The following is a 24,264-nucleotide window of genomic DNA, read 5'->3' on the forward strand; positions in this document are numbered from 1 at the left end:
GCGCGGGGCGCGGCCACGCGGGCAACTGCGCGACGGCGCGGCCCCCTGCCAAGTGGATGACCCGGTCGGCCGCTGCCGCGTCGGCTTCGTGATGGGTCACCAGCACCACGGCCATCGAATGTCGCTTCGGCAGGGCCGCGAGCAGTTCCACGAGTTCACGGCGCCCGTCCGGATCGATCATCGAGGTCGCCTCGTCGGCGATCAGCAGTGCGGGGCGCCGCGCCAGCGCCCCGGCGACGGCCAGGCGCTGCTGCTGCCCGCCGGAGAGCGTGGCGGTCTCCTTGCCGCCCATCCCGGCGAGCCCGACTTCGCCGAGCAATCCGTCCACATCCACGTCGGCGGCGAGTTCGGGAGGCAGGCCCCACACCACGTCGTCGGCGACGAGCACGCCCAAGGTCTGGCTCTCCGGTCGCTGCATCACCAGCGCCGTTCCGCCCAGGCGCCCGAGCCCGGCGGACCCGGGGCGCTGCACCGATCCCGAGGTGGGCGGCAGTCCGGCGAGCAACCGGGTCAACGTCGACTTGCCCGATCCGTTGTGCCCCACCACGGCGACGAACTCGCCGACACCGACGGTCAGGTCGATGTCGCGCAGGGCATCGCGCGCCGCGCCGGAGTAGCGGAATCCGGCGCCGTGCAGGGTGACCGGTAGCGGTGCGATGGGCCGATCGTCGTGCGGTGCGTCGAGCCGGTCTCGTCCGGGCAGCCAGGCCAGCCGGTCCAGCACCGAGCCGAGCACGTACCAGGAAAACAGTCCGGTGGCGACCATGCCCAGTGCGACGCTGCCGCCGACCCACGCCCACCACCAGCGCAGTACGGAGTCGGTCAGGTCGGCCGCGGCCTGCCCGAGCGGTTCCAGCTGCGCTTGGCGTGCCGCGAGTTCCTGGATGCCGCGGGCCGTGTTGCGGATGTTGTCGAACAGCAGGTTGCGCGCCGCCGAGAGCAGCAGCAGTAATCCGACGGCGAAGGCCGCCCAGAGCAGGCCGGCCAGCAGCGCGAGCCCGGACACCGCGACGACACCGCCGCCGCGCCGTTTCACGATGCCGATGATGCCGCCCATCGTCGCGGAAGCGACCAGCGCGGTGGCGGGCGCGACACCGGCCGCGACGAAGGTGACCAGCGTGGCGGAGATGGTCGCGGTGACCAGTGTGCGCAGCCGGTAGCGGTGTGCGATCAGCCCCACGGGGACGGCGGCGACCAGCTGCAGTGCGGCCGCGAACGGAATCACCGATCCGATGGTGACCAACCCGACGGTGGCCCCGCCGAGCACGGCGCCGGTGGCCAGCTCGATCGGGCGCAGCGGTCCCCGCTCAGCCGGTTCGCCCGCATGGGCCAGTCGATTCACAGCACAAGTCTGCCAGCCCGGGCAGCCGCGCCGGGTTTCGGCGAATTCGCGCAGTCCAGCGGCGCCCGGTTGATCAGGAGACCGGTGTGAGGGTGTAGTGCGCGGGATCGAGATGACGGGTGCGGCGGCGGTAGCTGGTCTGCGAGCCGGGCCAGTTGTTGGTGATGCGGCCCGCGGCGTTGCGGTACCAGCTGGAGCAGAAGTTCCAGGGCGTGCGGGCCAGCCGTTGCTGGAGGGCGGTGTTGTAGTGCTGCTCCAGATCCGTGCGCACATCCAGGCAGTGGCCGGGGTGGTCGGCGAGCAACTGCACGGCCTGCCGGATGTAGCGGGCCTGCGACTCGATCATGTAGATGATCGACCCGACGCCGAGATTGGTGTTCGGCCCGTAGACCAGGAACAGGTTCGGGAAATCCGGCACCGCGATGCCGTAGTAAGCGTGCGCGCCGTCGGCCCAGGCGTCCGACAGCGTGCGGCCGCCGCGGCCGTGGATCGTCATCGGCCAGAGGAATTCGGTGCCCTTGAAGCCGGTGCCGTAGATGATCACGTCCGCCTCGTGCACCGCCCCGTCCGCGGTGTGCAGGCCCTCCGGGATGATTTCGGTGATCGGGGTGGTCTCCACCCGCACGTTCGGCTGGGTCAGCGCGGGGTAGTAGTCGTTGGAGAACAGGACGCGCTTGCAACCGATGGGGTAGTCGGGCGTGAGTTTCTGGCGCAGGTTCGGGTCCTCGACCTGTTTGGCCAGGTGCCAGGCGGCGATGCGGGCCACGAGCCGCGTGAGCACGGGCAGCTCGACCAGCCCGAGCGAGAAGAACTCGGCGATCGACCACCAGCCGAACCGTTCGACCAGCAGCGCACCCGGCACCCGGGCGAACACGTTGTGCTGGATCGGCGAGTAGTCGGTGTCGAATTTCGGGATCACCCAGGCGGGGGTGCGCTGGAACAGCGTCAGGTGGGCGACCTCCGGCTGAATTTCCGGGATGTACTGGACGGCGCTGGCCCCGGTCCCGACGCAGGCCACGCGTTTGCCGGTGAGGTCGATGTCGTGGTCCCACTCGGCGGAATGGAACGACGGGCCGCTGAAGCTGCCCAGGCCCGGTAGGGCCGGCATGGCCGGGCGGGAGAGCTGGCCGACCGCCGAGATCAGCACGTCCACGATCCGGGTGTCCCCGTCGGCGGTGCGGACCGTCCAGTGGCCGGTGGGTTCGTCGAATTCCGCGTCGGTCACGGTGGTGTCGAACTGGATCGCGTCGAGCACGCCGTGCCGCTCGGCGACGTCGCGCAGGTAGTCGTGGATGGCGGCGCGCGCCGAGTACCGCTGCGGCCAGTCCGGCTTGGGTTCGAACGAATACGAGTACAGCGGGGACGGCACGTCGCAGGCGGCGCCGGGGTAGGTGTTCGCCCGCCACACCCCGCCGAGGTCGCCCGCGCGCTCCAGGATGGTGATGTCGTCGAAACCGTTGCGGCGCAATTCGATCGCCATCCCGATGCCGCCGAAGCCCGCGCCGATGATGAGGATCGATGGGCGATTGCGCGCTGTCACGGGGCACCACACTCCTCATTCCGACCGTAGATGACTCCACTGTAGGAGTCTCTGGTCCGTCGTATCGAGAAATTCGGCCATACTGTCCGCGTGGAGCGGGTGCAGGATCCGGAAATCCGCGATTGGAACTTTCCGCGCGGCGTGGCCAGCGTGGCGCTGATGGTCGGCTACGCAGCCGAGCACGGCGTGCCCGCAGCGCGCATGCTGCACGACACGGGGCTGACCGAGCAGCAGCTGCGGGATCCGGACGCGCAGATCGACGCGCATGCCGAATTGGCGGTGATCCGCAATCTGGTCGGCGCACTCGCAGACCGGCCCGCCCTCGGCGTCGAGGTGGGCCGCCGCTATCGGATCACCACGTTCGGCATTTTCGGCTTTGCCTGCGTCAGCAGCCCGACGCTCGGGGAGGCGATCGACTTCGCGCTGCGCTATCTGGATCTCAGCTTCACTTTCTGCCTGCCGGTGGCTCAGTTTCGCGAGGACGAGTTCGTCGCCGTGGTGCACGACGAGTCGGTGCCCGCGGACGTGCGCCAGTTCCTCGTCGAACGCGACGTCACCGCGATGCACCAGGTGATGAGTGACCTGCTCGGCACCCGGTTGCCCCTCACCAGGGCCGAATTCCGTTTTCCCGCACCGAGTTACGCCGACCGGATCACGGAGGTCACGGTGGTGCCGCCGCGATTCGGCATGCCGGACAACCTGTTCGCGATCGAACCGGTACTGCTGGAACAGCCGCTGCCCCAAGCCAACGAGCACACCTGGGCGATGTGCCTGGCGCAGTGCCGTGAACTGGTGCACCGGCGCAGGGCCCGCACCGGTATCGCGGCAGAGGTGCGGGAGCGCTTGGTGCCGCGTGGTGGTGTGGACGGATTCGCCGCGCCGCCCGGCATCGACGCGGTGGCAAGCGACCTGAACATGAGCACGCGGACGCTTCGCCGCCACCTCGACGCCGCCGGAACCAGCTATCGCGCTCTGCTGGACGAAGTCCGCCGTGCCTTGGCCGAGGAAATGCTCATGACCACACCCTTATCCGTGAGCGACGTCGCGATCCGCCTCGGCTACGCCGAAGCCTCGACATTCATCTTCGCGTTCAAGCGGTGGACCGGTAACACCCCCGCGGCCTATCGCCGCGAACGCGCCGCACGACGTTAGCGCCCCTCGCCGCGGCCGCTGCGGCTGCCGGTGTATGCGAGCTCGCGGATCTTACCGACCGCTTTGGGAAACAGCTCCACCTCGTACGGGTGATTGAGCATCGGATCGAAATAGTCCGTCCGGTACTCGGCCGATTCGGCATGCCGCAGCGTGATTTCGGCCAGCCGCAGCCGCGGCCCGCCGAGACGACTCGCTGTGAGGGTGAAGCTCACCAGGTCCTCGTCCAGATGGGCGTCCATGGCCGCGAGCGATGCCGACGCGGGCTGAGCGCTGTCCGGCTCGGCGAAGAACCAGGTCGGCGCGGAATTGCCGATCCGGTAGGGCTGCAGGGAGCCGTAGCGGGCGCTGGCCCAGCCGCGGGCGGGGGTGAACACCAGTCGGCCCAGCAGTCCGCGGCCGGTGGTGGCCAACGTGAAATCCCACGGTTCGTCATCGCGGTCGAGCACCCGGAACGCGAATCCGAGCACATCGGGCAGGCTGCCCGGCATTCCCGCACCCTTGGACAGCCGCGCGATCACCGCGCGCTCACCGGCCCCGAAGAGCGGCTCGAACTCGGCCTCCGCATGCAATCGGCCGGACAGGTGCAGGCCGTTGGGATGGAACACCCGAGCATGCCGGATACGTGCTCCGGTCGCGAACGCGCCTTTCACCATTGCGGCTGGTAGGTCGACCATGGCGGTGCCTCCGGGTAGACGTCCGTTGTGTCTCCCGATTGCCCCGGCGCAAGCCGGGTAAACCGCGCTCAGCCCGGCTGCACGCCGATCCGGCCGCCCATGGGGACGGTACGAAAATGCGTGGTCAGGCGGTAATCGTCATCGATGGCGTGCAGTGCGACCGCCGGGTCGGGTGCATAGTCCATGACGTGGTCGGGCAGGTCGAGTTCCCATTCGCCGGCCAGCACCGACGCGGTGCTCGGCGCCACCAGCAGCGGGCGCCCGGCGAACGTGGTCGTCGCGGCCGAGTGCGCGTGCCCGGTGAGCACAGCGACGATCCGCTCGTCGGCGGCGACCAAGTCGGCGAGCCGCTGCGGTTCGGCGAGTGCGATCTCGTCGACGATCGGGCTGTGCAGGCGCGCGGGCGGGTGGTGCAGCGCGAGCAGGATCGGCTTGCCCACGGGCGCCGCGGCGAGCACGTCGCGCAACCAGTCGTAGGTTTCCTCGGCGAGCCGTCCCCCCGCTTCGCCGGGGATGCTCGAATCCAGCAGGGCGATGGTGAGCTCACCGATCCGATGGACGCGGTTGACCGGGGCGCCGGAAGCGGGCTCGCCGAGCAGCGCGGTGCGGAAGCCCGCGCGGTCGTCATGGTTGCCCGGGATGGCGTACAGCGGGATCTCGGTCTCGAACGCGCGCTTGGCCTCGGCGTATTGCTCGGGCTTTCCGGAATCGGTGATATCGCCGGTCACCAGGATGGCATCGGGCCTGCGGCGCAGGTCGCCGAGGAAGGCAAGTACCCGCTGCACACGTTCGGCGTTACGGGTGCCGAGATCGAAATGTGTGTCGCTGACCTGAGCCACCAGGATCATCGGCATTCGCTTTCGCTAGGGGTTCGCTGCGTTGCGTCAGAGTGTGCGCGGGTCGTGGCCTCGGCACTTCCTCAGGCTAGTTGACCTGCGCATTACCCGTCGTCATGACGCTCGCCACGTAGGGTGACGTGCTCGTCGATATGTGTCGGCCGTCACAATGCGGGCTTCGCGTCGCTTCCGTCTCGCGACTGCTCGGCCACCGCATCGGACAGAGTGCGCAGGGCGCGCAGGAACACGCGCCGGTCTGCGGCGGGCAGTCGCTCGAGCAACCGGTCTTCGCGGTCCTGGATATCGCGCTGGGCGCGATCGCGGAGTGCGCGGCCCGTCTCGGTGAGCGCTACCAGGTTCACCCGCCGGTCCGCCGGGTCCGGTTCGCGGCTGATGAGACCGCGCCGCTGCAATTCGTCGAGTACGCCGATGATGCGGGTCTTGTCCGCGCCGATCGCCTTGGCGAGTGCGGCCTGGGTGTAGGCGGGCTCGGCGCCGAGGCCGAGCAGGACGGCATAGCCCCACATCGACAGCTCGTGCCGGTCCAGGACGGGCAACTCCGCGGCCATGAGCGCCCGCCCCAGGGGCACGATCATCGCGGCCAGATCGGGACGGGCGTTCGGCATGGGTCGACGATACTGCTTGGCAGATCGTAAGCATCCGCTTACGATCTGTGCATGCATACAATTAACCCAGAGGAGCTGCGCGGTCGGCACGCCCGCGCCGTCGGCGTGAGCGTGGCTGCCGTCGCCCACGTGCGCCCAGACCAGCTCGGCAACGAAACACCTTGTGCGGCTTGGCATCTCCAGGACCTGCTGGAGCACATGATCGCGCAGAACCACGGATTCGCCGCCGCTGCGCGGGGCGGCGACGATCCCTCGATCTGGACCGTCCGCCCTTCCGCCGATCCGGTCGCGGACTATCACGCCTCGGCCGACGACGTGCTCGCTGCGTTCGCTGCCGAGGACGTCTTCGAGCGCACGCTTCAGCTCCCGGAAATCCTGCCCGGCTACGGTTTTTCCGCGGCACGCGCGATCGGCTTCCACTTGGTGGACTGCGTCGTCCACGCCTGGGACGTCGCACGATCGATCGGCGACACCATCACCCTCGACGCAGGCTTGGCCGAGGAGGCACTGCGAGTCGCCCTCGCGGTCCCCGACGGCCAGGAACGCTCGGCGCCCGGCGCCGCCTTCGCGCCGGGATTGGTTATCCCGGAAGGAGCTTCGGTACTGGATCGAATGCTGCTGGTCCTCGGCCGCGCGCCGAACTGGCCAGACGCCGCGGCCTGATCGACGTGCCGATATCGGTGCGCTGCGCACCCGAGGCAGTCCTGGGCGTCGCGAGCGCCGTGAGATTTGCCCGTAGGACCGGATCGAGGCGCTCATCGCCGCGGACACGCCGTTCCGCCCGACCGGCGCGGGCATCGGCCGACCGGCGGTATCACCTGAGCGGCTATGTACGCGCGATGCTCGCACCCGAAACGGACCCACTCGACTGGCTCCGACCGAACTCTTCGCAGACGTTTCCGCTCTTCGCTGGGCACTGAGGAGACGAAACCCAAGCCAGAAACTCAGGAGAGGAACGAGCGCCCCTCGAGTGCGATTACCGGATCGTGCGGAGCAGTTCGGCTGCTTGTTCGAGGCTGGCCGGGTCGGCGGATCGGTCTACGGGGCACCAGAATTCGGCATCGGGGTCGGCGGTCAGCGTGAGCTGCGGTGGCGTGCGCCAGGAAGCTGTGAGGCCGAGATGCCAGGAGTGCAGATAGGTTCGCTCGTGCGTGCCGGACCGGTCGAACAAGGGGTCGCCGACGATCGGATGTCCGGTCCAGGCCAGGTGGACCCGGATCTGATGGCGCCGGCCGGTGATCGGGCGCAGGGCGAGCACGGTGTGGCCCGGGGCGCGCAGCACCGTCGCGAAGTGGGTGAGCGACGGGTAGTGCTTCGCGGGAAGCAGATCCGCGTCGTCGACGAACCACCGGCCCGCCGCATGCTGGATGCGTTCGCGTGGCGCGGCGATCCGCACCCGGTTCTTGCGCCCCACGCTGAGTGGCAGGTCGATGACGCCGGTGTCGGGAAGTCCGGTCGCCGCGACCACGGCGAGGTACGCCTTGTCGGCGGTCTGCTTGTTGAACTGCCTGGTCAGCTCGCCGTGGGCGTGGAGCTCCTTCGCGAACAGGATCAGGCCGGAGGTCACCTTGTCGATCCGGTGCACCGGAAACAGCGTCTCGCCCGCGGCGGCGGCGAGCTCGACGATATCGGTGTCGTGCCGTTCCCCGGTCACCGAGATCCCGGCCGGTTTGTGCAACGCCAGAATGGCGTCGTCCTCCTCGACCAGGGAACGCGCGCGCAGCTGTGACCAGTCCGTTTCCACCGGAAGAGCATAGGGGCGCAGCCGGACGGGGCCCGTCGTCAGCCCCGCGCCGGGCGGGCGATGGCGGAGGCTGCCGCTGGAGAAGGCGCTGGCGGACGGAGTCCGTCGTTAGCCCCGCGCCGGGCGGGCGATGGTGGAGGCTGCCGCTGGAGAAGGCGCTGGCGGACGGAGTCCGTCGCTAGCCCCGCGCCGGGCGAGCGAAGCCGAGGCCGCCGCTTACCTGCCGTTGCGGCGCAGCAAGTGCGGACGCAGTCGGTTGAAGCCGCGCACCCGCACGCTGCGCAGGTTCTTGATGTCGAATTCCGGGTCGCCGTCGAGCGCGGTGGCGGCTCGGTCGTCGATCAGTATGGTGCCGGGCCGCGCGACGCCGGTGAGCCGGGACGCGATATTCACCACCGAGCCGTACAGGTCGCCGAAGCGTTGCAGCACAGGGCCGTATGCGACGGCGTCGCCGACATTCTTGATCACCCAGCCGCCGTTTTCGGTGATGGCGGCCGTGGTGGTGGACTCGAATGCCTCCAGGAGCATGGAGAGCTCGTCGGGGTGCAGGTGCCTGGTCAGCCGGGTGTAGCCGACCATGTCGGCGAAACCCACGGCCAGTTCGCGCACCGATTCGCCCGCGGTCGTCTCCGGGTCCAGCGAGCGGGACAGCGCCGCGGCCAGATGCCGTCGCCAGGTATACGTGTTCAACTGCTCCAGCGTGGCGATCGCGCCCTCGGTGGCGGTACGGACCGTCTCGGCCGGGTCGGCGCCGGGGTCCGCCTCGGCGATGCGCTCTTCGATCTCCGCGAGCACCAGGTCGATCTGCCATTCCGCCAGCCGCGCCATGCCCTGACCGAGCGTGCGCGCGGTCGCGGCCTGCTGCCTTTTGTCCGCGGAGGACAAAACGTTCAGCCGCTTGAAGTTGCGGACCGCCTCGATGTCGGCTTCGGCGTAGTCGACTTCGTCGTCGCCGATGCTCGACGGGAAGCCGAGTGCCATCCACAGCCGCCGGGTGAGCGCCGTCGATGTCCCGGACTGCTCGGCGACTTCGGTGCGGCTGTACCGGCGCGCTCCGTCGAGCAGATAGGACTCGACGACCGATTGCACCAAGTCGGACATCTCGGTTGGCACCATGATCCGTACCTTACGGGCCGCGCGGCTCCGTACGGCCGACCTTGGGCGAGTTCACATATTCAGGGTCTAGCTCTCGCGTCTTCGCCATGCCAGTTGTCAGCGGGTGGGTGTGCGGCCGCGGAAGGCGCTTCCAGGTCCTCTGGCCAGTGGCACCGTGTGCTCGCCGGGCCTCGACTCGCCGAGCCGGTCGGCATAACCGAGTCACGGCTTGGGGGTGGGCGTCCAATAGCCGGATCGGCGGCCTTGGGCGGCTATTCGGGCCGCTGTGCGGAGGCGGTGGAGCAGATCCGACGGAGCAGCCAGATCGTCCCAGGTCCAGCGGACCACCAGCCAACCGAGTGCACAGAGTCGGTCGTCGCGCGTCTTCCCCGCGTCGACTGTCGGTCCCGGGAAGCGGGGACCGCGCAAGGCGTGGGAATACTCGGCGCCGAACTCGCCGATCACGCCGAGGTCGGGGAACAGGAAGTCGACGCGGCCGACGCAGACTCCGCTATCGGAGAAGATGCGCGCTTGTACCTCGGGCTCGGGGAAGCCGCAGTGCCGCAGCGTGATTCTGCTGCGGGATTCGCCGACGCTCTCGCTGCGGCCATCCAGGAAGTCGAGCACCTGGGCGGCTCTGCGGCGTCCTGGTCGGTGCCGGGCGCGCCGCAGGTGTTCCCGCAGTTCGGCGGTGGTCGTCAAGCCGCGGCGCAGCGCGGAATCGCCGAGGGCAACGGATTGCTCGAAGCCTTCCGATCGGGCGATATCGATGACGGTGCGCGCCGGTGTAGTCACTCGGATGCCCTCGACGAGGGTGATCTCGTCGGGCTCCAGCTGCGCGGAATGCACGACGACCCGCTTGCTCACGCGGCCGCCGTTGATCCGGTTCCTGGTCAGGTGCACGCGGTCGAGCGAGATATGCCAGGTCGCCATCCCGTGCAGCACCGCTGCGGAGCAGTGGCTGGTGATCGCGGAATCGGAGGTGGTGTCCGCGGTCGCGAGGGTGAGCAGCAGATGCCGATCCGTCGCGCCGAGACCGGAGCCCGGTGAGTTCAGATAGCGCCCGGCCCGCAGGCGATGCCACTGTCCGGTGCGGCACAGCCGCCGCAGTTGCTTGTCGGACAGGCCGGACGCCAGCGCTTGCCGACGCGAGATCAGTTGCAGTGCTTCCATACCGACGATCGTGGCGGACCGGTGAGCGCGGAACACCGATCCGACGACCGAGTGTGGATAACACGCCCGCTGTGGATAACGCCGCATCTGAACGCAACTGACGCGCCACCCAACTGGTACGGCATGAAGCCCTGGGAGGGTGGAGGGGTGCTCAGCCCATGTGGGTCATGCCCGCCGCGACCACTCGAGCGATGTTGAGCACTTCGTCGGCGGTGGGCAGCGGGACGCCGTCGAGCGCGTGCAGCCGGTCCGTGCTGGCCAGGGCGAACATCGCCGAGACCCACGCGGCGGCGCAGGCGCGCAGGGTGCCGGGGCGGACCGGGACCGGCGCACTCGCTTGCAGCACTGTGGCGGTGACCTCCAGCATTTGGTCGCGCAGGCGGCGGAGCTGGCGCCGCACGTCGGGATGGGTGTCGGCCTCCCGCCACATGATCACCCGCAGCACCGACGAGTGATGGTCGCGCAGGTTCAGGGCGGCATCCAGGTTGACCAGGCTCGTTGCCGGATCACCCGGCGCGACCACGGTGCCGAGGTCATCGATCGGGTGCGCTGGCACTCGCTCGGACATCAGCGCGGAGAGAATCGAATCCTTGGTCGGGAAGTAGTAGAAGACAAGCCCTTTGGGAACGCTCGCCGCGGCGGCGATGGACGCCGTCGCGGTCGCGTCGAAACCCTGTGCCGCGAAAAGCTTTTCCGCGGCATCGAGGATCAGCTGCCGTGCGTCGCCATCGACTTTCGCACTACGGCGACGCCCGGCGCGCCGGGATTTCGGCATCTGCATCAGTGATGCGGAGCCATGTCGTGCAGGCGACCCGACACCGTCGGCAGTGCCGCCACCGCGACCACCGCCGTCACTACCCCGACTACCCATGCGGTCCAGGATGCGGCCCGGTACTCCGTGAAGTCCATGACCCAGGGGGAAACGAACAGCAGTACGGCGCACAGGCCCATCACATAGTCCGCCGCCGCCATCTCGGGACGGGCCATCTGGGCGAGGCCGGTGAGCGCGATGAGCGCGCCGAGCACGATCAGTGACCACATGGCGTTGGTGTTCGTGTCCACCCAGATGGGCGACAGTGCGGTGAAGACCCCGAGCACGACAGCCAGGAAATCTTGCGCGCGGCTCTCGGTGAACATTGTGTGCCTCCTCGGGCTGTGGATTGTGTCCTAGTACTCGGTATAGTCCTGATTGACCGGCCGATCAATACCTGGACGACTACGATTTCGCGGCTTTCACCGGCATGGGTTCGACGTGACAGTCCGCACAGAATGGACAACCAAGCAAAGGTTAGGGTTGCTGCGTGTCACCGCCGGTTCACCGAAGCGGCGGTCCTGGTTCCAATGAAGGGATGGCCCTATGACCGCGCCGATCGTGATCGTCGGAGCCGGCCTCGCCGGCCTGCGCACCGCGGAGGAACTCCGCCGCGCGGGTTACGACGGTGCGCTGGTGCTGGTCGGGGACGAGGCGCGATTGCCGTACGATCGCCCGCCGCTGTCCAAGCAGTTCGTGCGCGGCGAAACCGACGACACCACGTTGCGGCCGAGCGAGTTCTACGCCGAGAAACGCATCGATGTGCGCCTGAGCACCGCAGCGGCAGGCGTCGATACCGATGCCCGCCGCGTTCACTTGGCCGATGGCAGCACACTGGGCTACGACCAGCTGATCATCGCCACCGGCTTGCGCCCGCGTCGCCTGCCCGGCTTGCCGGATCTGCGCGGCGTGCACGTGCTGCGTGGCCACACCGACGCGGTCGCCCTGCGCGCCGATCTGGCCGACGCCGCGACCGCGCTGGTGATCGGCGCGGGATTCATCGGGTGTGAACTGGCGGCGAGCTTCCGTGCGAACGGCGTCGGGGTCGTCGTGGTCGAACCGCAGGCGACGCCGCTGGCCTCGGTGCTGGGCACACAGGTGGGCGAGCTGATCGCGCGGATGCACCGCGAGGAAGGTGTCGACCTGCGCTGCGGCATCGGCCTGGACACCCTGTACGGCGATGACGCGGGCCGGGTCCGTGGTGCGCGGCTGTCCGACGGCTCGCAGATCGCCGCCGACCTCGTCGCGATCGGGGTCGGCTCACGGCCGGTGACCGAGTGGCTGAGCGACTCCGGTATCGCCCTCGCCGAGCCGTCAGTCGGTGGCGGGGTGCTCGCCGACGAGGTCGGGCGCACCTCCGTTGCGGGCGTCTGGGCGGTCGGCGATGTCGCGGCGTGGCTGCACGAGACCGGATCGTGCAAACGGGTCGAGCACTGGACCAACGCGGGCGAACAGGCCAAACTGCTCGCCTGCGCGTTGCTCGGGGCCGCGCCGCCCACCGCGGCGCGGGTGCCGTACTTCTGGAGCGACCAGTACGACGTCAAGATCCAGGCCCTCGGCACCCCGAACGCTACCGACGACGTGCACGTCGCCTCCGACGACGGCCGGAAATTCCTCGCGTACTACTCCCAGGCGGGCACTCTCACCGGCGTCGTCGGCGCGGGTATGACGGCCCAGGTGATGAAGGCCCGCGCCAAGATCGCCGCGGGCGCCCCCTTGACGGAACTGCTCACGCCGAGCTGAGCCGCTCGCTCGGAGACCGCGATCATCGAGCGGTAGACGCGAGCGGGATGCTGACGGCCGGCAGCACAGTGCGGCATTTGTGGCCGCAAAACCCGTGCGGCACCCAACGCAGGACCTGAACGCAGATCTCGCGCCACGCAACCAGTACTGCCTGAGACGCGGAGAGGCGGAGGAGCAAGGCGGGACAGCGGCTGTAATACGGTGGTCCGGTGATCGTCGCGCTCATCGACTCGGGTCTGGGGTTGCTGCCCACCTCCGCTTGGTTGCGTAAGTTGCGGCCGGATGTGGATCTGCTGCTGCAAATGGACCCGGATGGCGCGCCGTGGGGGCCGAAGCCGGAGGAGTGGGTGGTCGAGCGCGTGGTGGAGGCCGCGCGGACTTCTCTTCGCTCGGGCGCCGAGGTGATCGTCCTGCCGTGCAACACCGCCAGCGTCACGGCGCTGGACCATGTCCGCGCGGAAGTCGGGCCCGGCGTTCCGGTGATCGGCACCGTGCCCGCGATCAAGCCCGCGGCCGCGGTGTGCCGCTCGGTAGCGGTCTGGGCCACCGCCGCGACCACGGCGAGCCGGTATCAGGCCGATCTGATCGCGAAGTTCGGCGGCGATGCCGAGGTGGTCGGCGTCGCATGCCACGGGCTGGCGGACGCGATCGATCGCGGCGACTTGGCGGCGGCCGGCGACGCGATCGCAGGCGCCGCCGCACGGACTCCGGCGGGTGTCGAGGGCGTGGTACTCGGCTGTACGCACTATCCGCTGGTCACCGATGCGATCGTGGCCGCCCTCCCGGACGGTGTGCGCCTCTTCGACAGCGCGCAAGCCGTTGCCGCGCAGACCATTCGGCGCATCGAGGCGCTCGGCCGCCCAAGCACCGGGAACGGTGCGGTCCGGGTACTGAACAGCGGCAGGCCAGGTGCGCTGCCCGCCAGCACGGCGGCTTTCGAGTCGGGCCGCGTTCTGGGCGCGCAGGGGTGAACCGAGGGTGAGCGCCGCGGATGTGCAGGCGGCTCTGCGGGCGATCGCGAACCCCGCCGACGCGGTGCACGTGCAACGGTTCTTCAAGACCGGGCAGGGGGAGTACGGCGAGGGTGACGTGTTCATCGGCGTCCGCGTGCCCGCGAGCCGGCGTGTCGCGAAACGCTTCGCGGGGCTTGCGCTCGACGAGATCGACCGGCTGCTCGACAGCGCGGTGCACGAAGATCGCTTCGCCGGACTGGTTATCCTGAACATGCGATTCGCCGCGGCGTCCAAGCCGCGCACCTTCGACGACGCCGCCCGCGCCGCCATGGTGGATCTGTATCTGGCGGCGGTACGCCGGGGCCGGGTGAACAACTGGGATCTCGTCGACGTGTCGGCCGAGAACATCGTCGGCCCGTGGTTGCTGGACAAGCCCCGCGATCTGCTCTTCCAACTGGCGCAGGCTGATTCGCTGTGGGAGCGGCGGGTCGCCGTGCTGTCCACGTTCGCGTTCATCAAGGCGGGCGACGCCTCCACTACGTTCGCGTTGAGTGAACTACTGCTCGCTGACCGGCGCGACCTGATCCAGAAGGCGGTGGGCTGGATGCTGCGCGAAATCGGCAAGCGCATCGACCGAACTCTGCTGACCGGCTTCCTCGACCAGCACGCCACGGCCATGGGGCGCACCGCGTTGAGCTACGCGACCGAGCATCTGCCGCCCGAACTCCGCGCCGATTACCGCGCTCGATAACTCGGTCACGCAAGCCGGAACACGGTCCGCGGCCGGGTGCTCAGAACTGGATCTTGAGGTGATCGGTCACGGGGTGCGCCTGGCAGCCGAGAATGTAGCCGTTCTCGATGTCTTCGGGATCGAGGATTTCGGCATTGTCCATTTCGACCTTGCCCTCCAGCACCGTGCACGCGCATGATCCGCACTCGCCTTCCTGGCAGGAATACGGCACGTCCAAGCCCTTGGCCAGCATGATGTCCACCAGGGTCTGCTCGCGCGGCCACTTCAACTCGTGCACCTCGCCGTCGAGTTCCACCTCGACGGTCGCCGCGTCGGCGGCCTCCTCGTCGGACACCTCGACCGGCGCCTGGTCGGCGAACGGGTCTCCGGCCAGGGAGTTGAACACCTCGGCGTGTGTGCGCGACCGTGGCACGCCCAGCTGCGCGAGCGCGTCGTGCACCCGGTCCATGAACGGCTTCGGCCCGCACATGAATGCGTCGTAGCCCCGATACGGCGCGACGAGGGTGGCCAGCGCGTCGGCCGTCGGCAACCCCTGCAGGTACTCCAGCCAGTGGATCACGGTGAGCCGCTGCGGGTGCTTGTCCGCCAGCTCGCGCAGCTCACCGGCGAAGATCACCGATTCGTGGTCGCGGTTGGCGTAGACCAGCACGATGCGGCCGGTGCCGCGCGCGAGCGCCGACTTCAGAATGGACATCACCGGTGTGATGCCGCTGCCCGCGCCGAACAGCAGCAGATCGTCGTCCAGGTCCTTGGGCGTGAAAACGCCCGAGGGCGGCAGCACTTCGATCCCGTCGCCCGTTTTCACGTTGTCGCACACCCAGTTGGACCCGTAGCCGCCCTCGGTCCGCTTGACGGTGACCTTCGGGCGGTCGTCGGTGTAGGGCGAGCTGGCCAGCGAATAGCACCGGGCCACCGAGCCGGTCCGGTCACTGGGGATGCGCAGCGTGAGGAACTGCCCCGGCTGGTAGCGGAACTTCTCGGCCAGTTCGTCGGGGACGTCGAAGACCAGCGAGCAGGTGTCGGCCGTCTCGGCGATCACCGCGGACACCCGCAGCACGACCGAACGCGAGCCGTGCGGAACCTCGACAGTGGTCATGTCGTCCTCTCGAGCCTAAAACTAGAACGTGTTTCAGTTTTATCGTACGTCGGTTGCTGCCTGGCGGACAAGCTGGGCTTCCAGACCGGCGATCAACACGTCCATGCCGAAGTCGTACGAGTACCGGCCGCGCAGGTCGCCGATGTACCGGGTGGCCCGCTCGACGATGGGGGGCAGGGTGACGTCGGCCGGTGCGGACCGGTCCCGGGGGTTCACCCGGCTGCGGCCGAAGAGATAGGTGTGGATGGTCGCGTAAGCGGCGAGGACGTTGCGGTCGTCGAAGCCCGCCTCGGCCAAGATGTCCATGATCGCGGCGATCAGGTCCAGCTGCTTGCCGAGCATCTGCTCGATCAGGATGTCGCCCAGGCCGGGATGCTTGCGCAGCTTCTCGTCGATCTGGTCGACGAGGTCGCGTAGCCGGTGCTGCCACGAACCGGCTTCGGGCGGTGGCGTGCGGACGCCGGTGAGTGCCGCGCTGGCGACCAGGTCGAGCAGCTCGCGCTTGTCGGCGACGTAGTAGTAGGGCGCCATGGGCGAGACGCCGAGTTCGCGGGAAAGCCGCCGCATCGACAGTTTTTCCACGCCGTCCTGGCGGACCACACGCAGTGCGGCCTCGACGATCTCGGACTCCGACAGTGTTTGATTCGTGGTGCTCCCGGGCCCTCCGTGGTTACGCAAGCTTCCGCCTCCGGGCCTGATCCTCGCGCCGCTGTGTTGGATTTGCGGCGCTCCCGGGCCCTCCGTGGTTACGCAAGCTTCCGCCTCCGGGCCTGACGCCCGCACCGCGTGTGCCGCCCCCGTTCGCCTGCATTCGTCCGACTCCCATGCCACCTCTACCGCTGCGGGGCGTATGCCGCCCGTCACATTCTGTTCAGCTGCTTGCCACCCGAAGTCTAGAGCGCCGCGTCCCAGCCCTGGTCGCCGCGCGTTCGACTCGGCCCGCGTCCGGAACGGCCGGTCGTCCGGACCGGCGACGGGTGGGATTCATCCGGTCGCTCGCCGAATGAGTGAAACATGTTCCATTTTGTCAGCGGATGACGTTATCGTGTGAGCGCGGACCGCACCCCGCGGTCTCGCGCACCGATCGTCCCCCGCGGAGGTAGGCATGCCGGAATACGGATCAATCGGACACAGCGACACCGACAACACCGGGCGGGTGGAGACCGCCGCCGAACGGTCGGCCGAGGAGATGCCGCTGGTCGAGGAGAGCCTCATCGAAGAGGTGTCCATCGACGGTATGTGCGGCGTCTACTGACGGGCGGCCGGCGATGCTCGATCTCGATACCCGTTGGCAGCTGCATCCGCGAGTGGCGCTGCGGCCGGAACCGTTCGGCGCGCTGCTGTACCACTTCGGCACGCGCAAACTCTCGTTCCTGAAGAGTCCGCGGATTGTCGAGATCGTGCGGTCCCTGCCGGAGCACGACTCGGCTCGCGCGGCTTTGCGTGCGGCAGGCGTGCCGGAGGAAAGCGCCGAGCCTTACCTGAAAGCGCTGACCCAGCTGGCCGATTCGGACATGATCGTCGGCGCACCGGCGGCGTCCGCCGTCGTGAGCGAGCGTCAGCGAGCGAACAATGGACACAGCCGAGCCCGCGCTCGTGCCGGAGCCGAGAGCCAGCGAGGCGCAGGCATGAGCGCGGGGCAGCGCGGCAGCGCGGCAGTCGCGCGCGATGGCGTCGATCGGCAGCGCGGCGCGGTCGGCAGCGGGGCATCACCGAGCGCGGGGGTGGCCCCGCACTCCGACCGGGCGGTGCGGCTGGTCGACCGCTTCGAATCCGGTCTTGCCGCGCCGATCTGCCTGACCTGGGAGCTCACCTACGCCTGCAACCTGTCCTGCGTGCACTGCCTGTCCTCGTCGGGCCGCAGAGACCCCCGCGAATTGAGCACCGAGCAGTGCAAGGCGCTGATCGACGAGTTCGAGCGCATGCAGGTGTTCTACGTGAACATCGGGGGCGGCGAGCCGACCGTGCGGCCGGATTTCTGGGAGCTGGTCGACTACGCGACCGCGCACCACGTGGGAGTGAAGTTCTCCACCAACGGGGTTCGGATCACCCCCGAGATCGCGGCCCGGCTCGCGGCCAGTGACTACGTGGACGTGCAGGTGTCGTTGGACGGCGCCGACGCGGCGGTCAACGATGCCGTGCGCGGCCCGGGCTCCTACGACATGGCCATTCGCGCGCTGGAAAACCTTGCCGCGGCCGGTTTCCGGGACGCGAAGCTGTCGGTGGTGGCGACCAGGCACAATATCGGGCAGCTCGACCAGTTCCGCGCGATCGCCGACCGGTATGGCGCCACACTGCGTTTGACCAGGCTGCGGCCGTCGGGCCGGGGCGCGGACGTGTGGGACGAACTGCATCCCACCGCCGACCAGCAGCGGGTGCTCTACGACTGGCTGCTGCGCAACGGGACCGGTGTGCTCACCGGCGACTCGTTCTTCCACCTGTCCGCGTTCGGTCAGGCGCTGCCCGGGCTGAACATGTGTGGAGCGGGCCGGGTGGTCTGCCTGGTCGACCCGGTCGGCGACGTCTACGCCTGTCCGTTCGCCATCCACGACCGGTTCCGCGCGGGCAACGTGGTGACCGATGGTGGTTTCGGCGCCGTATGGCGATCCTCGGAGTTGTTCGCCGAGTTGCGCGAGCCGAGCGGCGGCGGCGCGTGCGCGTCGTGCAGTCACTACGACGCTTGCCGGGGCGGCTGCATGGCGGCGAAGTTCTTCACCGGACTTCCCGCCGACGGGCCGGACCCGGAGTGCGTCCAGGGATATGGTGAAGCGGCCCTGGCCGACACCGCCCGGATGATCCCGCGTTCGTCGGTCGACCACTCCCGCCGGGCGGCGCCACGGGCGAGCGGGCACAGGACCGGGCCGGTCCCGCTGACCCTGAGCGCGACGCGCCCGGCCGGTTTCACGCCGGAACGCCGACCCGGGCGGGCCTGCGACGAGAGTCCGCTGGCGTGATGCCATGAGATTTGCTGAAAGGGTGCTAACAAGCGGTGCGCGGCTGCGGTGCGGTCTGCGACCGGGCAATAGCCACCCTGTTGCCGAATGCTGGGGAAGTCGCGTAGGCGAATTGTCGGCATCGAGTCCGCCACGCGGGACGTCCGGTATCGGGCCGGTACGGGCCGGAATTCTGCCGAATTTTCGGCACTGTTGATGTCCGCGCGCGAATCTCCGCCTAGCATGCCAGGAATGCGCCATGATCGCCTGCCCGATGGATTCGGGGTGCGGATCGATCCTCGGGTACGCGCATACTCCGGAGGGCGGGTTCTGATCGGCGGTTCGCCAGCCCGGTTGCTGCGGCTTGCCCCGGAGGCTGCCGAGATGATCGGCGACGGGTACCTCGAGGTGACCGGCCCGAAGTCTGCCGTCGTTGCCAGACGGCTGCTCGACTCCGGAGTGGCCAACCCGCGTCCTCGCCTGCTGCCGTCGCCGGAGGACGTCACCATCATCGTGCCGCTGCACAACAACGCCGAGGGGCTGGCGCGGCTGCTCGCCGCACTGCGCGGGCACAACGTGATCGTGGTGGACGATGGTTCCGACCAGCCGGTCCGCATTCCGCGCAATCGCGGCACCCGTTGCCGGGTGACGGTGCTGCGGCACGACCACAAGCGCGGCCCGGCCGCCGCGCGCAACGCCGGTTTGCGGGCCGCGACCACCGACTTCGTCGCGTTCCTCGACTCCGACGTGGTGCCGCGCAGCGGTTGGCTGGAGGTGATGCTCGGCCACTTCAGCGACCCCGGGGTGGCGCTGGTCGCGCCGCGGATCGTCGCGCTCGACCCGGAGTCCAACGCGCTGGCGCGCTATGAGCACACCCGCTCATCGCTCGATCTCGGCAGACGTGAGGCGGCCGTGCACTCACGTGGGCTGGTGTCCTACGTGCCGAGCGCGGCGCTGCTGGTTCGGCGCAGGGCGCTGCTGGCCCAGGGCGGCTTCGACGAGTCGATGCACGTCGCCGAGGACGTCGACCTGTGCTGGCGGCTGGAACGGGCGGGCTGGCGGCTGCGCTACGAGCCCGCGGCGCATGTGGCGCACGACCACCGAGTCTGCTTCCGCGCCTGGTTCGGCCGGAAGCTGTTCTACGGCACAGGCGCAGCGCCGCTGGGCGAGCGACACGCGGGGATGGTGTCGCCGCTCGCGGTGCCGTCCTGGACGGTGCTGGCCGCGTTCCTGTTCGCCACGCTGACCAAGTGGGGACTGCTCGGCGGGATCGTCACCCTGATCACCGCGCTGACCCGCCTGCGCCGGGTTTTCGGCGAGCTGGACAACCCCACCCGGGTCGCCGCGATCTACTTGGCGCGTGGCTTCTTCGCCGGACTCTGGCGGCTCGCCTCGGCCATGTGCAGGCACTACTGGCCGATCACACTGCTGGCGATGCTCGTCTCGCGGCGGATTCGGCGGATCGCGGTCACGATGGCCGTCGCGGACGGCCTGGCCGACTGGTTCACCCATCGTGACGCGGGCGGACTGGATCCGGTGCGATACGTGGCCTACAAGCGGATCGACGATATCGCCTACGGCACCGGGCTGTGGCTCGGCGCTTTCCGCGCCCGCAGCGTGGAAGCGCTGAAACCCACGACGCCCCGCTGATCGAACATGGTCGACACACTCATCGTCGGGGGCGGTACCGCGGGGAGTGTCCTGGCGGAGCGGCTGAGCGCGGACCCGGCGCACACGGTGCGAGTGCTGGAGGCGGGGCAGCTGTGGGACGATCCCGCCGCGGTCCCCGCCGAATTGCTCGACGCGACCGCGATGCCGCTGCGTCCAGGCGCGGAGTGGTTGTGGCACTACGAAGTGGTCCTCGCCGACGATCCGCCGGTGCCGGCCACCATCGTGCGCGGCAAGGTGATCGGCGGCTCGGGGGCGATCAACGGCGGGTATTTCGTCCGGGCCACGACCGCGGACTTCGACGCCTGGAGCCGGGCGCTCGGCGGCTCGGCCACCTGGTCGTTCGACGCCGTGCTGCCGATGTTCTGCCGCACCGAGCGGGATCTGGATTTCGGCGATCGCCCGTGGCACGGTGACCGCGGTCCGGTTCCGCTGCACCGCACCAAGCATCCGGCCCCGGTCAGCGCGGCGTTCACCGCGGCGTGCCTGGCGGCCGGATTCGCCGAGGCGCCCGATCTCAACGCGCCGGACTGTGGTGACGGCGTCGGCGTGGTGCCGTGCAACTGTGACCGGGGCAGGCGGACCGGTACGGCGCTCGGCTACCTGTTGCCCGCGCTGTCGCGCCCGAACCTGAGCGTCGCGCCACGCACGTATGCCACCCGCATTCGCTTCGACGGGTCGAGAGCAGTCGGAGTGGACTGCGTACGCGAAGGCAAGTCTCATACCGAGTGGGCCGACCACGTCGTTCTCAGCGCCGGTGCCATCGAGTCGGCCGTGCTGCTCTTGCGTTCCGGTATCGGTGACCCGGAACAGCTTCGCCCACTGGGCATTCCGGTGGTGCACGCCGCCGCGGTCGGCGCCAGGTGCACCGACCACCCCGAAATCGGCATCTCCTACCAGCTCGACCTGGCCGGGGCGCCGACCGTTCCGCTGGAGTCCGTGCTGGACGTCGGCGATATCGAGATCCGGCCGTACGCAGTGTCGTTCACGCCGGGGGTGCGCAGGCTCGGCGTCGCGCTGATGCGCCCGCGATCCCGCGGCGTGCTGCGCCTGCGCTCGGCCTATCCCGCGGACGCACCGCTGATCGACTACCACTACCTCGCCGAGGAAGAGGATCGAGCCCGCCTGCGTGACGCGGTGTCGACCGCCGCCGACTTGCTCGGCCGAATGAACGCGCATCCCGTCGATCCCATTCCGGCGCGCGCGAATCTCGACCCGTGGCTGCGAGCGAATCTGGCTACGTCACAACATTTGTCCGGAACTTGCCCAATGGGCAGCGAGGACGACGCGGCGGCGGTGGTAGACGAGATGTGCCGCGTGCGCGGAGTGACGGGACTGTCCATCGTCGATCTCTCTGTCGTGCCCGTGCCGCTGGGACGTGGTCCACAGGCCACGGTGGTAATGCTCGCGGAAAAAGCGGCCGCGCAACTGATCTCGTAGCGAGGATTGCCGGGTCACACCCGCTGGGGCATGCGCCGGGCTGTGACCTCGATTGGGTGTTCCGGTCGCCACCGATGTGGAAGCGCTCCGTGCCGCACTCGACTCCGGGGATGTCGACTCGGCTTTACGGCTTCATGCCGGGCCCGTGCTGCCGCGCTCGACCGCGCCGGGCATCATCGACCTTCGCGACGAACTGCGGGTGCGATTGCGCATCGCGGTGTTGCGATCCGGCGATTCCGGGGTGCTGCGACGCTGGACGTCCGGCCCGGAAGGCCGGGACGACGCCGCGGACTGGACGGCCTACCGCGCGACCGTCGAGCCGGAGACGCCGCTCTATGCGCAGATCGAGGCCGAAGATTCGAGTCCTGGATCGACGGATGGGGGCCGATGCAACGCGAATGCAACGTTTCGGCGCATAATCTGCTCAGCCAGGGTGCGACAGCACGTCGTTGGGGCGAGAATGTGGTCGCGCACACCACTTGGCCTCGGCTTCTGACCCCCGAGAGCCGTAACTGCACGTCCGTCCAAAATTTTTTGAGGAAGTAGTTCCTTTTTATTGACGGACCGCCTAAGGTTCGCACTGCACGGATCACCTCCGTGTGATGTAGCTGACATAGCCGTGGATCCACGGCCGTGACGTTGGAGGAATCTGTCGCAAATCCCTGCGCGTGCGGTATCACCGCTCGCGCTTTTTCGTCGACTCGTACGTGGTGAAACGCCATGCACCCGGAATGGGCAGCCGGGAGTAGCGGCTTGTTCGTGCTGCCCAAAAGCATTCGGACAGCCGATGTTTCGCCAAAAGTAGGAGGCTTTGGTGCAGGGTGCGGAGCCCGCAGGCCAGCAGGTCGCGCGCCGGACCTCGCTGCTGCTCGCCTCCGGCGCGGCACCGGGCGTCGCGCTCGCCCAGGGTCTGACCGATACTCTCTCGGTGCCGATCGGCGCGCACGTGCTCGGCGCCGGGCACAACACGCTCGGTGCGCGGCCGGTATCGGTCATCTCGGCGCCGGGTGAGCTGTATCTGTCGGGGGTACAGCTCGCCCAAGGCGACATGGCGCCATCAGGACTGCCGGCGGCCCGGTTCAGGAGCGGCTCCCGTCGTTATCCCGACGGCCGGTCGGGTGACTCGATGAGCCGTTCCGGTGATCCGATGCCGTGGAACACGCGCCCCGAGCCGGATCACACCGGCGCCGTGGCACGAGCGGTCGCGCAGGTGCCCGGTAACGAGCGACCCGGCCGCGACGACCACTTCTGCACACCCGGCGGCACCAGCTCCGTGGCGACCCAGCTCGCCCGGCCGGCCGCCGAACCGAACTGCCCGCTCGGGTTTCGCGCTGTGTCCACCGCAAGCACGGTGGCCGAACGCGGCGAACTCGTCGAGTGGGCCGGTGGATCCGGCGGCGCGTCCTTGGTCGCGCAGCTGCGGGCATGGCCACGGCCGCCGCTGGTTCCACTGTCTCCCGCGCGGCGGCGCCTCCGGTCGCGCGATCCGTTCCAGCGCTCGAGTGCGAGCCACACCGTTTCGTTCGTGCTGGGTTGGAATGGCCCAGTAGATGTCGTCGAGGTGCCGCTCACTGTCGACAACCCCGAGGCAATCGCGGTCGAACTGCCCGAACTGTCGGTGTCCCCCAGTACCCTGGACACCGGAGCGACCACGCTGGATCTCCAGCTCACGGTCACCGAGAACCCCGCCGGTGCCGGACTCGGGGAAGGTTCGGCATCGGCGGGAATTCAGGCGGGTTCTCCTTCCGCCACGCCTCTCGTCCACGCCGCCATCCTCGCGGTCTATGCGCGGCGGTTGGCCGGCTTCGTGCGCGTCACCTCGAACGCCGCCCGGCCCGCACGGTCCGCGACCGGCGCTGACGAGAACGCCCTCGTCCGGGTGCTACGCCGCATCGCCGCCGACGGATTCCCGCTCGCGCTGCTGAAACTGCTGCACGCCTGCGTCACCAGGTCTGGAGGACGCGCGCCCCAGTGGAGAGCCGTGGTCGTCAGGCACCACCGCGCCGGGCAGCACGAACTGCTCGGGGAAGCAACCGATCCGGCCAACCTGTGGCGCCGACTCGCCTTCTGGCGACCGCAACCGGTGGCGGCCGGTCTACTCGCCCCGTCCACCGATCATCGGCGACCCGCCCACATGGCATGCGGGTACGCCGCCGGAAAGGCGGTGTTCGCCGACTCGGCGCTGATTGTCGACTCGGAAGGAAACCGCTGATGACGCACGCAGACTCGGTCGAGTCCGGCCTGATCGGCGCCGAGTCCGGCCCCGGCGACCGCGCGGACCTGCGCCGTCCCTATGGCATCGACGATCTGCCCGCCCAGATCGCCACTGTCGCCGAACTACAGCCGTGGCGGGTTGCGCTGCGCCATAACGAAGTCGTCGTCACCTATGCGGCGCTGGCGGCCGAACTCGCGGCGCTGTCCGAAGCCATGGGGCCGGAACTCGGGCCGGACGACCTGGTCCCGGTGGTCGTCTCCAGTGTGCTTCCCGCGCTGCTGGAATCCAGTGCGGGCGCGCTCGGCGCGGTACTGGACGCGCTGCTCGACGATGCGCGCACGGCGGCACGCCAAGCCCTGTCCGCGACCGCGCCGGTGGAGACGCTGCTGAGCGGGTTCGAGGAGCAGGTGCGTCGGACACCGGACGCGGTCGCGCTCGAATACGCGGGCCCGACGCCGGCCCACCCGCCGCG

24 protein-coding genes and 1 pseudogene are annotated in these 24,264 nt (G+C 69.1%); 13 read left to right on the forward strand and 12 right to left on the reverse strand.

What is annotated here, in order from left to right:
* Both NA4_RS18395 and NA4_RS18400 read right to left on the reverse strand, forming a co-directional pair.
* A partial coding sequence (locus NA4_RS18395; RefSeq protein WP_157129113.1) for an ABC transporter ATP-binding protein occupies positions 1-1,342 on the reverse strand: 1,342 nt, incomplete at its 3' end.
* Positions 1,343-1,415: 73 nt separating this feature from the next.
* Positions 1,416-2,882, reverse strand: coding sequence for a flavin-containing monooxygenase (locus NA4_RS18400; protein WP_067471099.1), 1,467 nt, complete (start codon positions 2,880-2,882; stop codon positions 1,416-1,418).
* Positions 2,883-2,972: 90 nt separating this feature from the next.
* Between NA4_RS18400 and NA4_RS18405 the strand changes: the two genes are divergently transcribed.
* The gene (locus NA4_RS18405; protein ID WP_067471101.1) at positions 2,973-4,034 is read left to right on the forward strand and encodes an AraC family transcriptional regulator; all 1,062 of its coding nucleotides are present in this window, start codon (positions 2,973-2,975) and stop codon (positions 4,032-4,034) included.
* On the opposite strand, the gene NA4_RS18410 is transcribed toward NA4_RS18405, so the two are convergent.
* The 3 genes from NA4_RS18410 to NA4_RS18420 form a co-directional block, all read right to left on the reverse strand.
* Complete coding sequence (locus NA4_RS18410) at positions 4,031-4,708, reverse strand: phosphodiesterase (RefSeq protein ID WP_067471103.1); 678 nt, start codon at positions 4,706-4,708, stop codon at positions 4,031-4,033. The two genes, NA4_RS18405 and NA4_RS18410, sit on opposite strands and share 4 nt — an antisense overlap.
* Before the next feature lie 68 nt (positions 4,709-4,776).
* On the reverse strand, positions 4,777-5,562 hold the full coding sequence (locus tag NA4_RS18415) for a metallophosphoesterase (protein WP_245671467.1): 786 nt from the start codon (positions 5,560-5,562) through the stop codon (positions 4,777-4,779).
* A 146-nt stretch (positions 5,563-5,708) separates the two neighbouring features.
* On the reverse strand, positions 5,709-6,170 hold the full coding sequence (locus NA4_RS18420) for a MarR family winged helix-turn-helix transcriptional regulator (RefSeq protein WP_067471105.1): 462 nt from the start codon (positions 6,168-6,170) through the stop codon (positions 5,709-5,711).
* A gap of 51 nt (positions 6,171-6,221) precedes the next feature.
* Between NA4_RS18420 and NA4_RS18425 the strand changes: the two genes are divergently transcribed.
* On the forward strand, positions 6,222-6,833 hold the full coding sequence (locus tag NA4_RS18425) for a TIGR03086 family metal-binding protein (RefSeq protein WP_084497209.1): 612 nt from the start codon (positions 6,222-6,224) through the stop codon (positions 6,831-6,833).
* A gap of 313 nt (positions 6,834-7,146) precedes the next feature.
* On the opposite strand, the gene NA4_RS18430 is transcribed toward NA4_RS18425, so the two are convergent.
* The 5 genes from NA4_RS18430 to NA4_RS18450 all read right to left on the reverse strand — a co-directional run bounded on the left by NA4_RS18430 (position 7,147) and on the right by NA4_RS18450 (position 11,319).
* Complete coding sequence (locus NA4_RS18430) at positions 7,147-7,914, reverse strand: RluA family pseudouridine synthase (protein ID WP_067471107.1); 768 nt, start codon at positions 7,912-7,914, stop codon at positions 7,147-7,149.
* Positions 7,915-8,130: 216 nt separating this feature from the next.
* Positions 8,131-9,030: an adenylate/guanylate cyclase domain-containing protein gene (locus tag NA4_RS18435; RefSeq protein WP_067471109.1), complete on the reverse strand. Its 900-nt coding sequence runs from the start codon at positions 9,028-9,030 to the stop codon at positions 8,131-8,133.
* Positions 9,031-9,231: 201 nt separating this feature from the next.
* The gene (locus NA4_RS18440) at positions 9,232-10,182 is read right to left on the reverse strand and encodes a type IV toxin-antitoxin system AbiEi family antitoxin domain-containing protein (RefSeq protein WP_067471139.1); all 951 of its coding nucleotides are present in this window, start codon (positions 10,180-10,182) and stop codon (positions 9,232-9,234) included.
* A gap of 151 nt (positions 10,183-10,333) precedes the next feature.
* Positions 10,334-10,963 (reverse strand): TetR/AcrR family transcriptional regulator, encoded by a 630-nt coding sequence (locus tag NA4_RS18445; protein ID WP_067471111.1) that lies wholly within the window; start codon positions 10,961-10,963, stop codon positions 10,334-10,336.
* Positions 10,963-11,319 (reverse strand): SPW repeat domain-containing protein, encoded by a 357-nt coding sequence (locus tag NA4_RS18450; protein ID WP_067471113.1) that lies wholly within the window; start codon positions 11,317-11,319, stop codon positions 10,963-10,965. Before NA4_RS18450 ends, NA4_RS18445 begins: the two co-directional genes overlap by 1 nt.
* A 220-nt stretch (positions 11,320-11,539) precedes the next feature.
* Between NA4_RS18450 and NA4_RS18455 the strand changes: the two genes are divergently transcribed.
* From NA4_RS18455 to NA4_RS18465, 3 genes are all read left to right on the forward strand, one after another.
* Positions 11,540-12,736 (forward strand): NAD(P)/FAD-dependent oxidoreductase, encoded by a 1,197-nt coding sequence (locus tag NA4_RS18455; protein WP_067471115.1) that lies wholly within the window; start codon positions 11,540-11,542, stop codon positions 12,734-12,736.
* 209 nt (positions 12,737-12,945) lie between these two features.
* On the forward strand, positions 12,946-13,707 hold the full coding sequence (locus tag NA4_RS18460) for a glutamate racemase (protein ID WP_067471117.1): 762 nt from the start codon (positions 12,946-12,948) through the stop codon (positions 13,705-13,707).
* 7 nt (positions 13,708-13,714) lie between these two features.
* Entirely contained in the window at positions 13,715-14,440 is a 726-nt protein-coding gene (locus NA4_RS18465; RefSeq protein ID WP_067471119.1) for a DNA alkylation repair protein, read from the forward strand.
* Positions 14,441-14,480: 40 nt separating this feature from the next.
* On the opposite strand, the gene NA4_RS18470 is transcribed toward NA4_RS18465, so the two are convergent.
* On the reverse strand, positions 14,481-15,536 hold the full coding sequence (locus NA4_RS18470) for a ferredoxin--NADP reductase (RefSeq protein ID WP_067471121.1): 1,056 nt from the start codon (positions 15,534-15,536) through the stop codon (positions 14,481-14,483).
* Between the two features lie 39 nt (positions 15,537-15,575).
* On the reverse strand, positions 15,576-16,214 hold the full coding sequence (gene mftR2, locus NA4_RS18475) for a mycofactocin system transcriptional regulator MftR2 (protein ID WP_084497211.1): 639 nt from the start codon (positions 16,212-16,214) through the stop codon (positions 15,576-15,578).
* Between the two features lie 478 nt (positions 16,215-16,692).
* Between mftR2 and mftA the strand changes: the two genes are divergently transcribed.
* From mftA to NA4_RS18510, 8 genes and pseudogenes are all read left to right on the forward strand, one after another.
* Complete coding sequence (gene mftA, locus NA4_RS40495) at positions 16,693-16,791, forward strand: mycofactocin precursor MftA (protein WP_444980038.1); 99 nt, start codon at positions 16,693-16,695, stop codon at positions 16,789-16,791.
* A 13-nt stretch (positions 16,792-16,804) separates the two neighbouring features.
* Positions 16,805-16,999, forward strand: a pseudogene (mftB, locus tag NA4_RS40500) (mycofactocin biosynthesis chaperone MftB); the annotation flags it as partial.
* Positions 17,000-17,164: 165 nt separating this feature from the next.
* Positions 17,165-18,490, forward strand: a complete 1,326-nt coding sequence (gene mftC / locus NA4_RS18485) for a mycofactocin radical SAM maturase (protein WP_373862803.1) — start codon at positions 17,165-17,167, stop codon at positions 18,488-18,490.
* A gap of 231 nt (positions 18,491-18,721) precedes the next feature.
* Positions 18,722-20,119, forward strand: a complete 1,398-nt coding sequence (gene mftF / locus NA4_RS18490) for a mycofactocin biosynthesis glycosyltransferase MftF (RefSeq protein ID WP_067471125.1) — start codon at positions 18,722-18,724, stop codon at positions 20,117-20,119.
* Positions 20,120-20,125: 6 nt separating this feature from the next.
* Positions 20,126-21,577 (forward strand): mycofactocin dehydrogenase MftG, encoded by a 1,452-nt coding sequence (gene mftG, locus NA4_RS18495; protein ID WP_067471127.1) that lies wholly within the window; start codon positions 20,126-20,128, stop codon positions 21,575-21,577.
* A 52-nt stretch (positions 21,578-21,629) separates the two neighbouring features.
* Positions 21,630-22,073, forward strand: coding sequence for a hypothetical protein (locus tag NA4_RS18500; RefSeq protein WP_245671468.1), 444 nt, complete (start codon positions 21,630-21,632; stop codon positions 22,071-22,073).
* 318 nt (positions 22,074-22,391) lie between these two features.
* On the forward strand, positions 22,392-23,789 hold the full coding sequence (locus tag NA4_RS18505) for a hypothetical protein (RefSeq protein ID WP_157129115.1): 1,398 nt from the start codon (positions 22,392-22,394) through the stop codon (positions 23,787-23,789).
* Positions 23,789-24,264 (forward strand): hypothetical protein (locus NA4_RS18510; protein ID WP_067471133.1); only part of this gene is annotated, 476 nt, incomplete at its 3' end. The genes NA4_RS18505 and NA4_RS18510, both read left to right, overlap by 1 nt.

The sequence above is a fragment of the Nocardia amamiensis NBRC 102102 genome (genome assembly GCF_001612745.1).
Taxonomy (GTDB): Bacteria; Actinomycetota; Actinomycetes; order Mycobacteriales; family Mycobacteriaceae; genus Nocardia; species Nocardia amamiensis.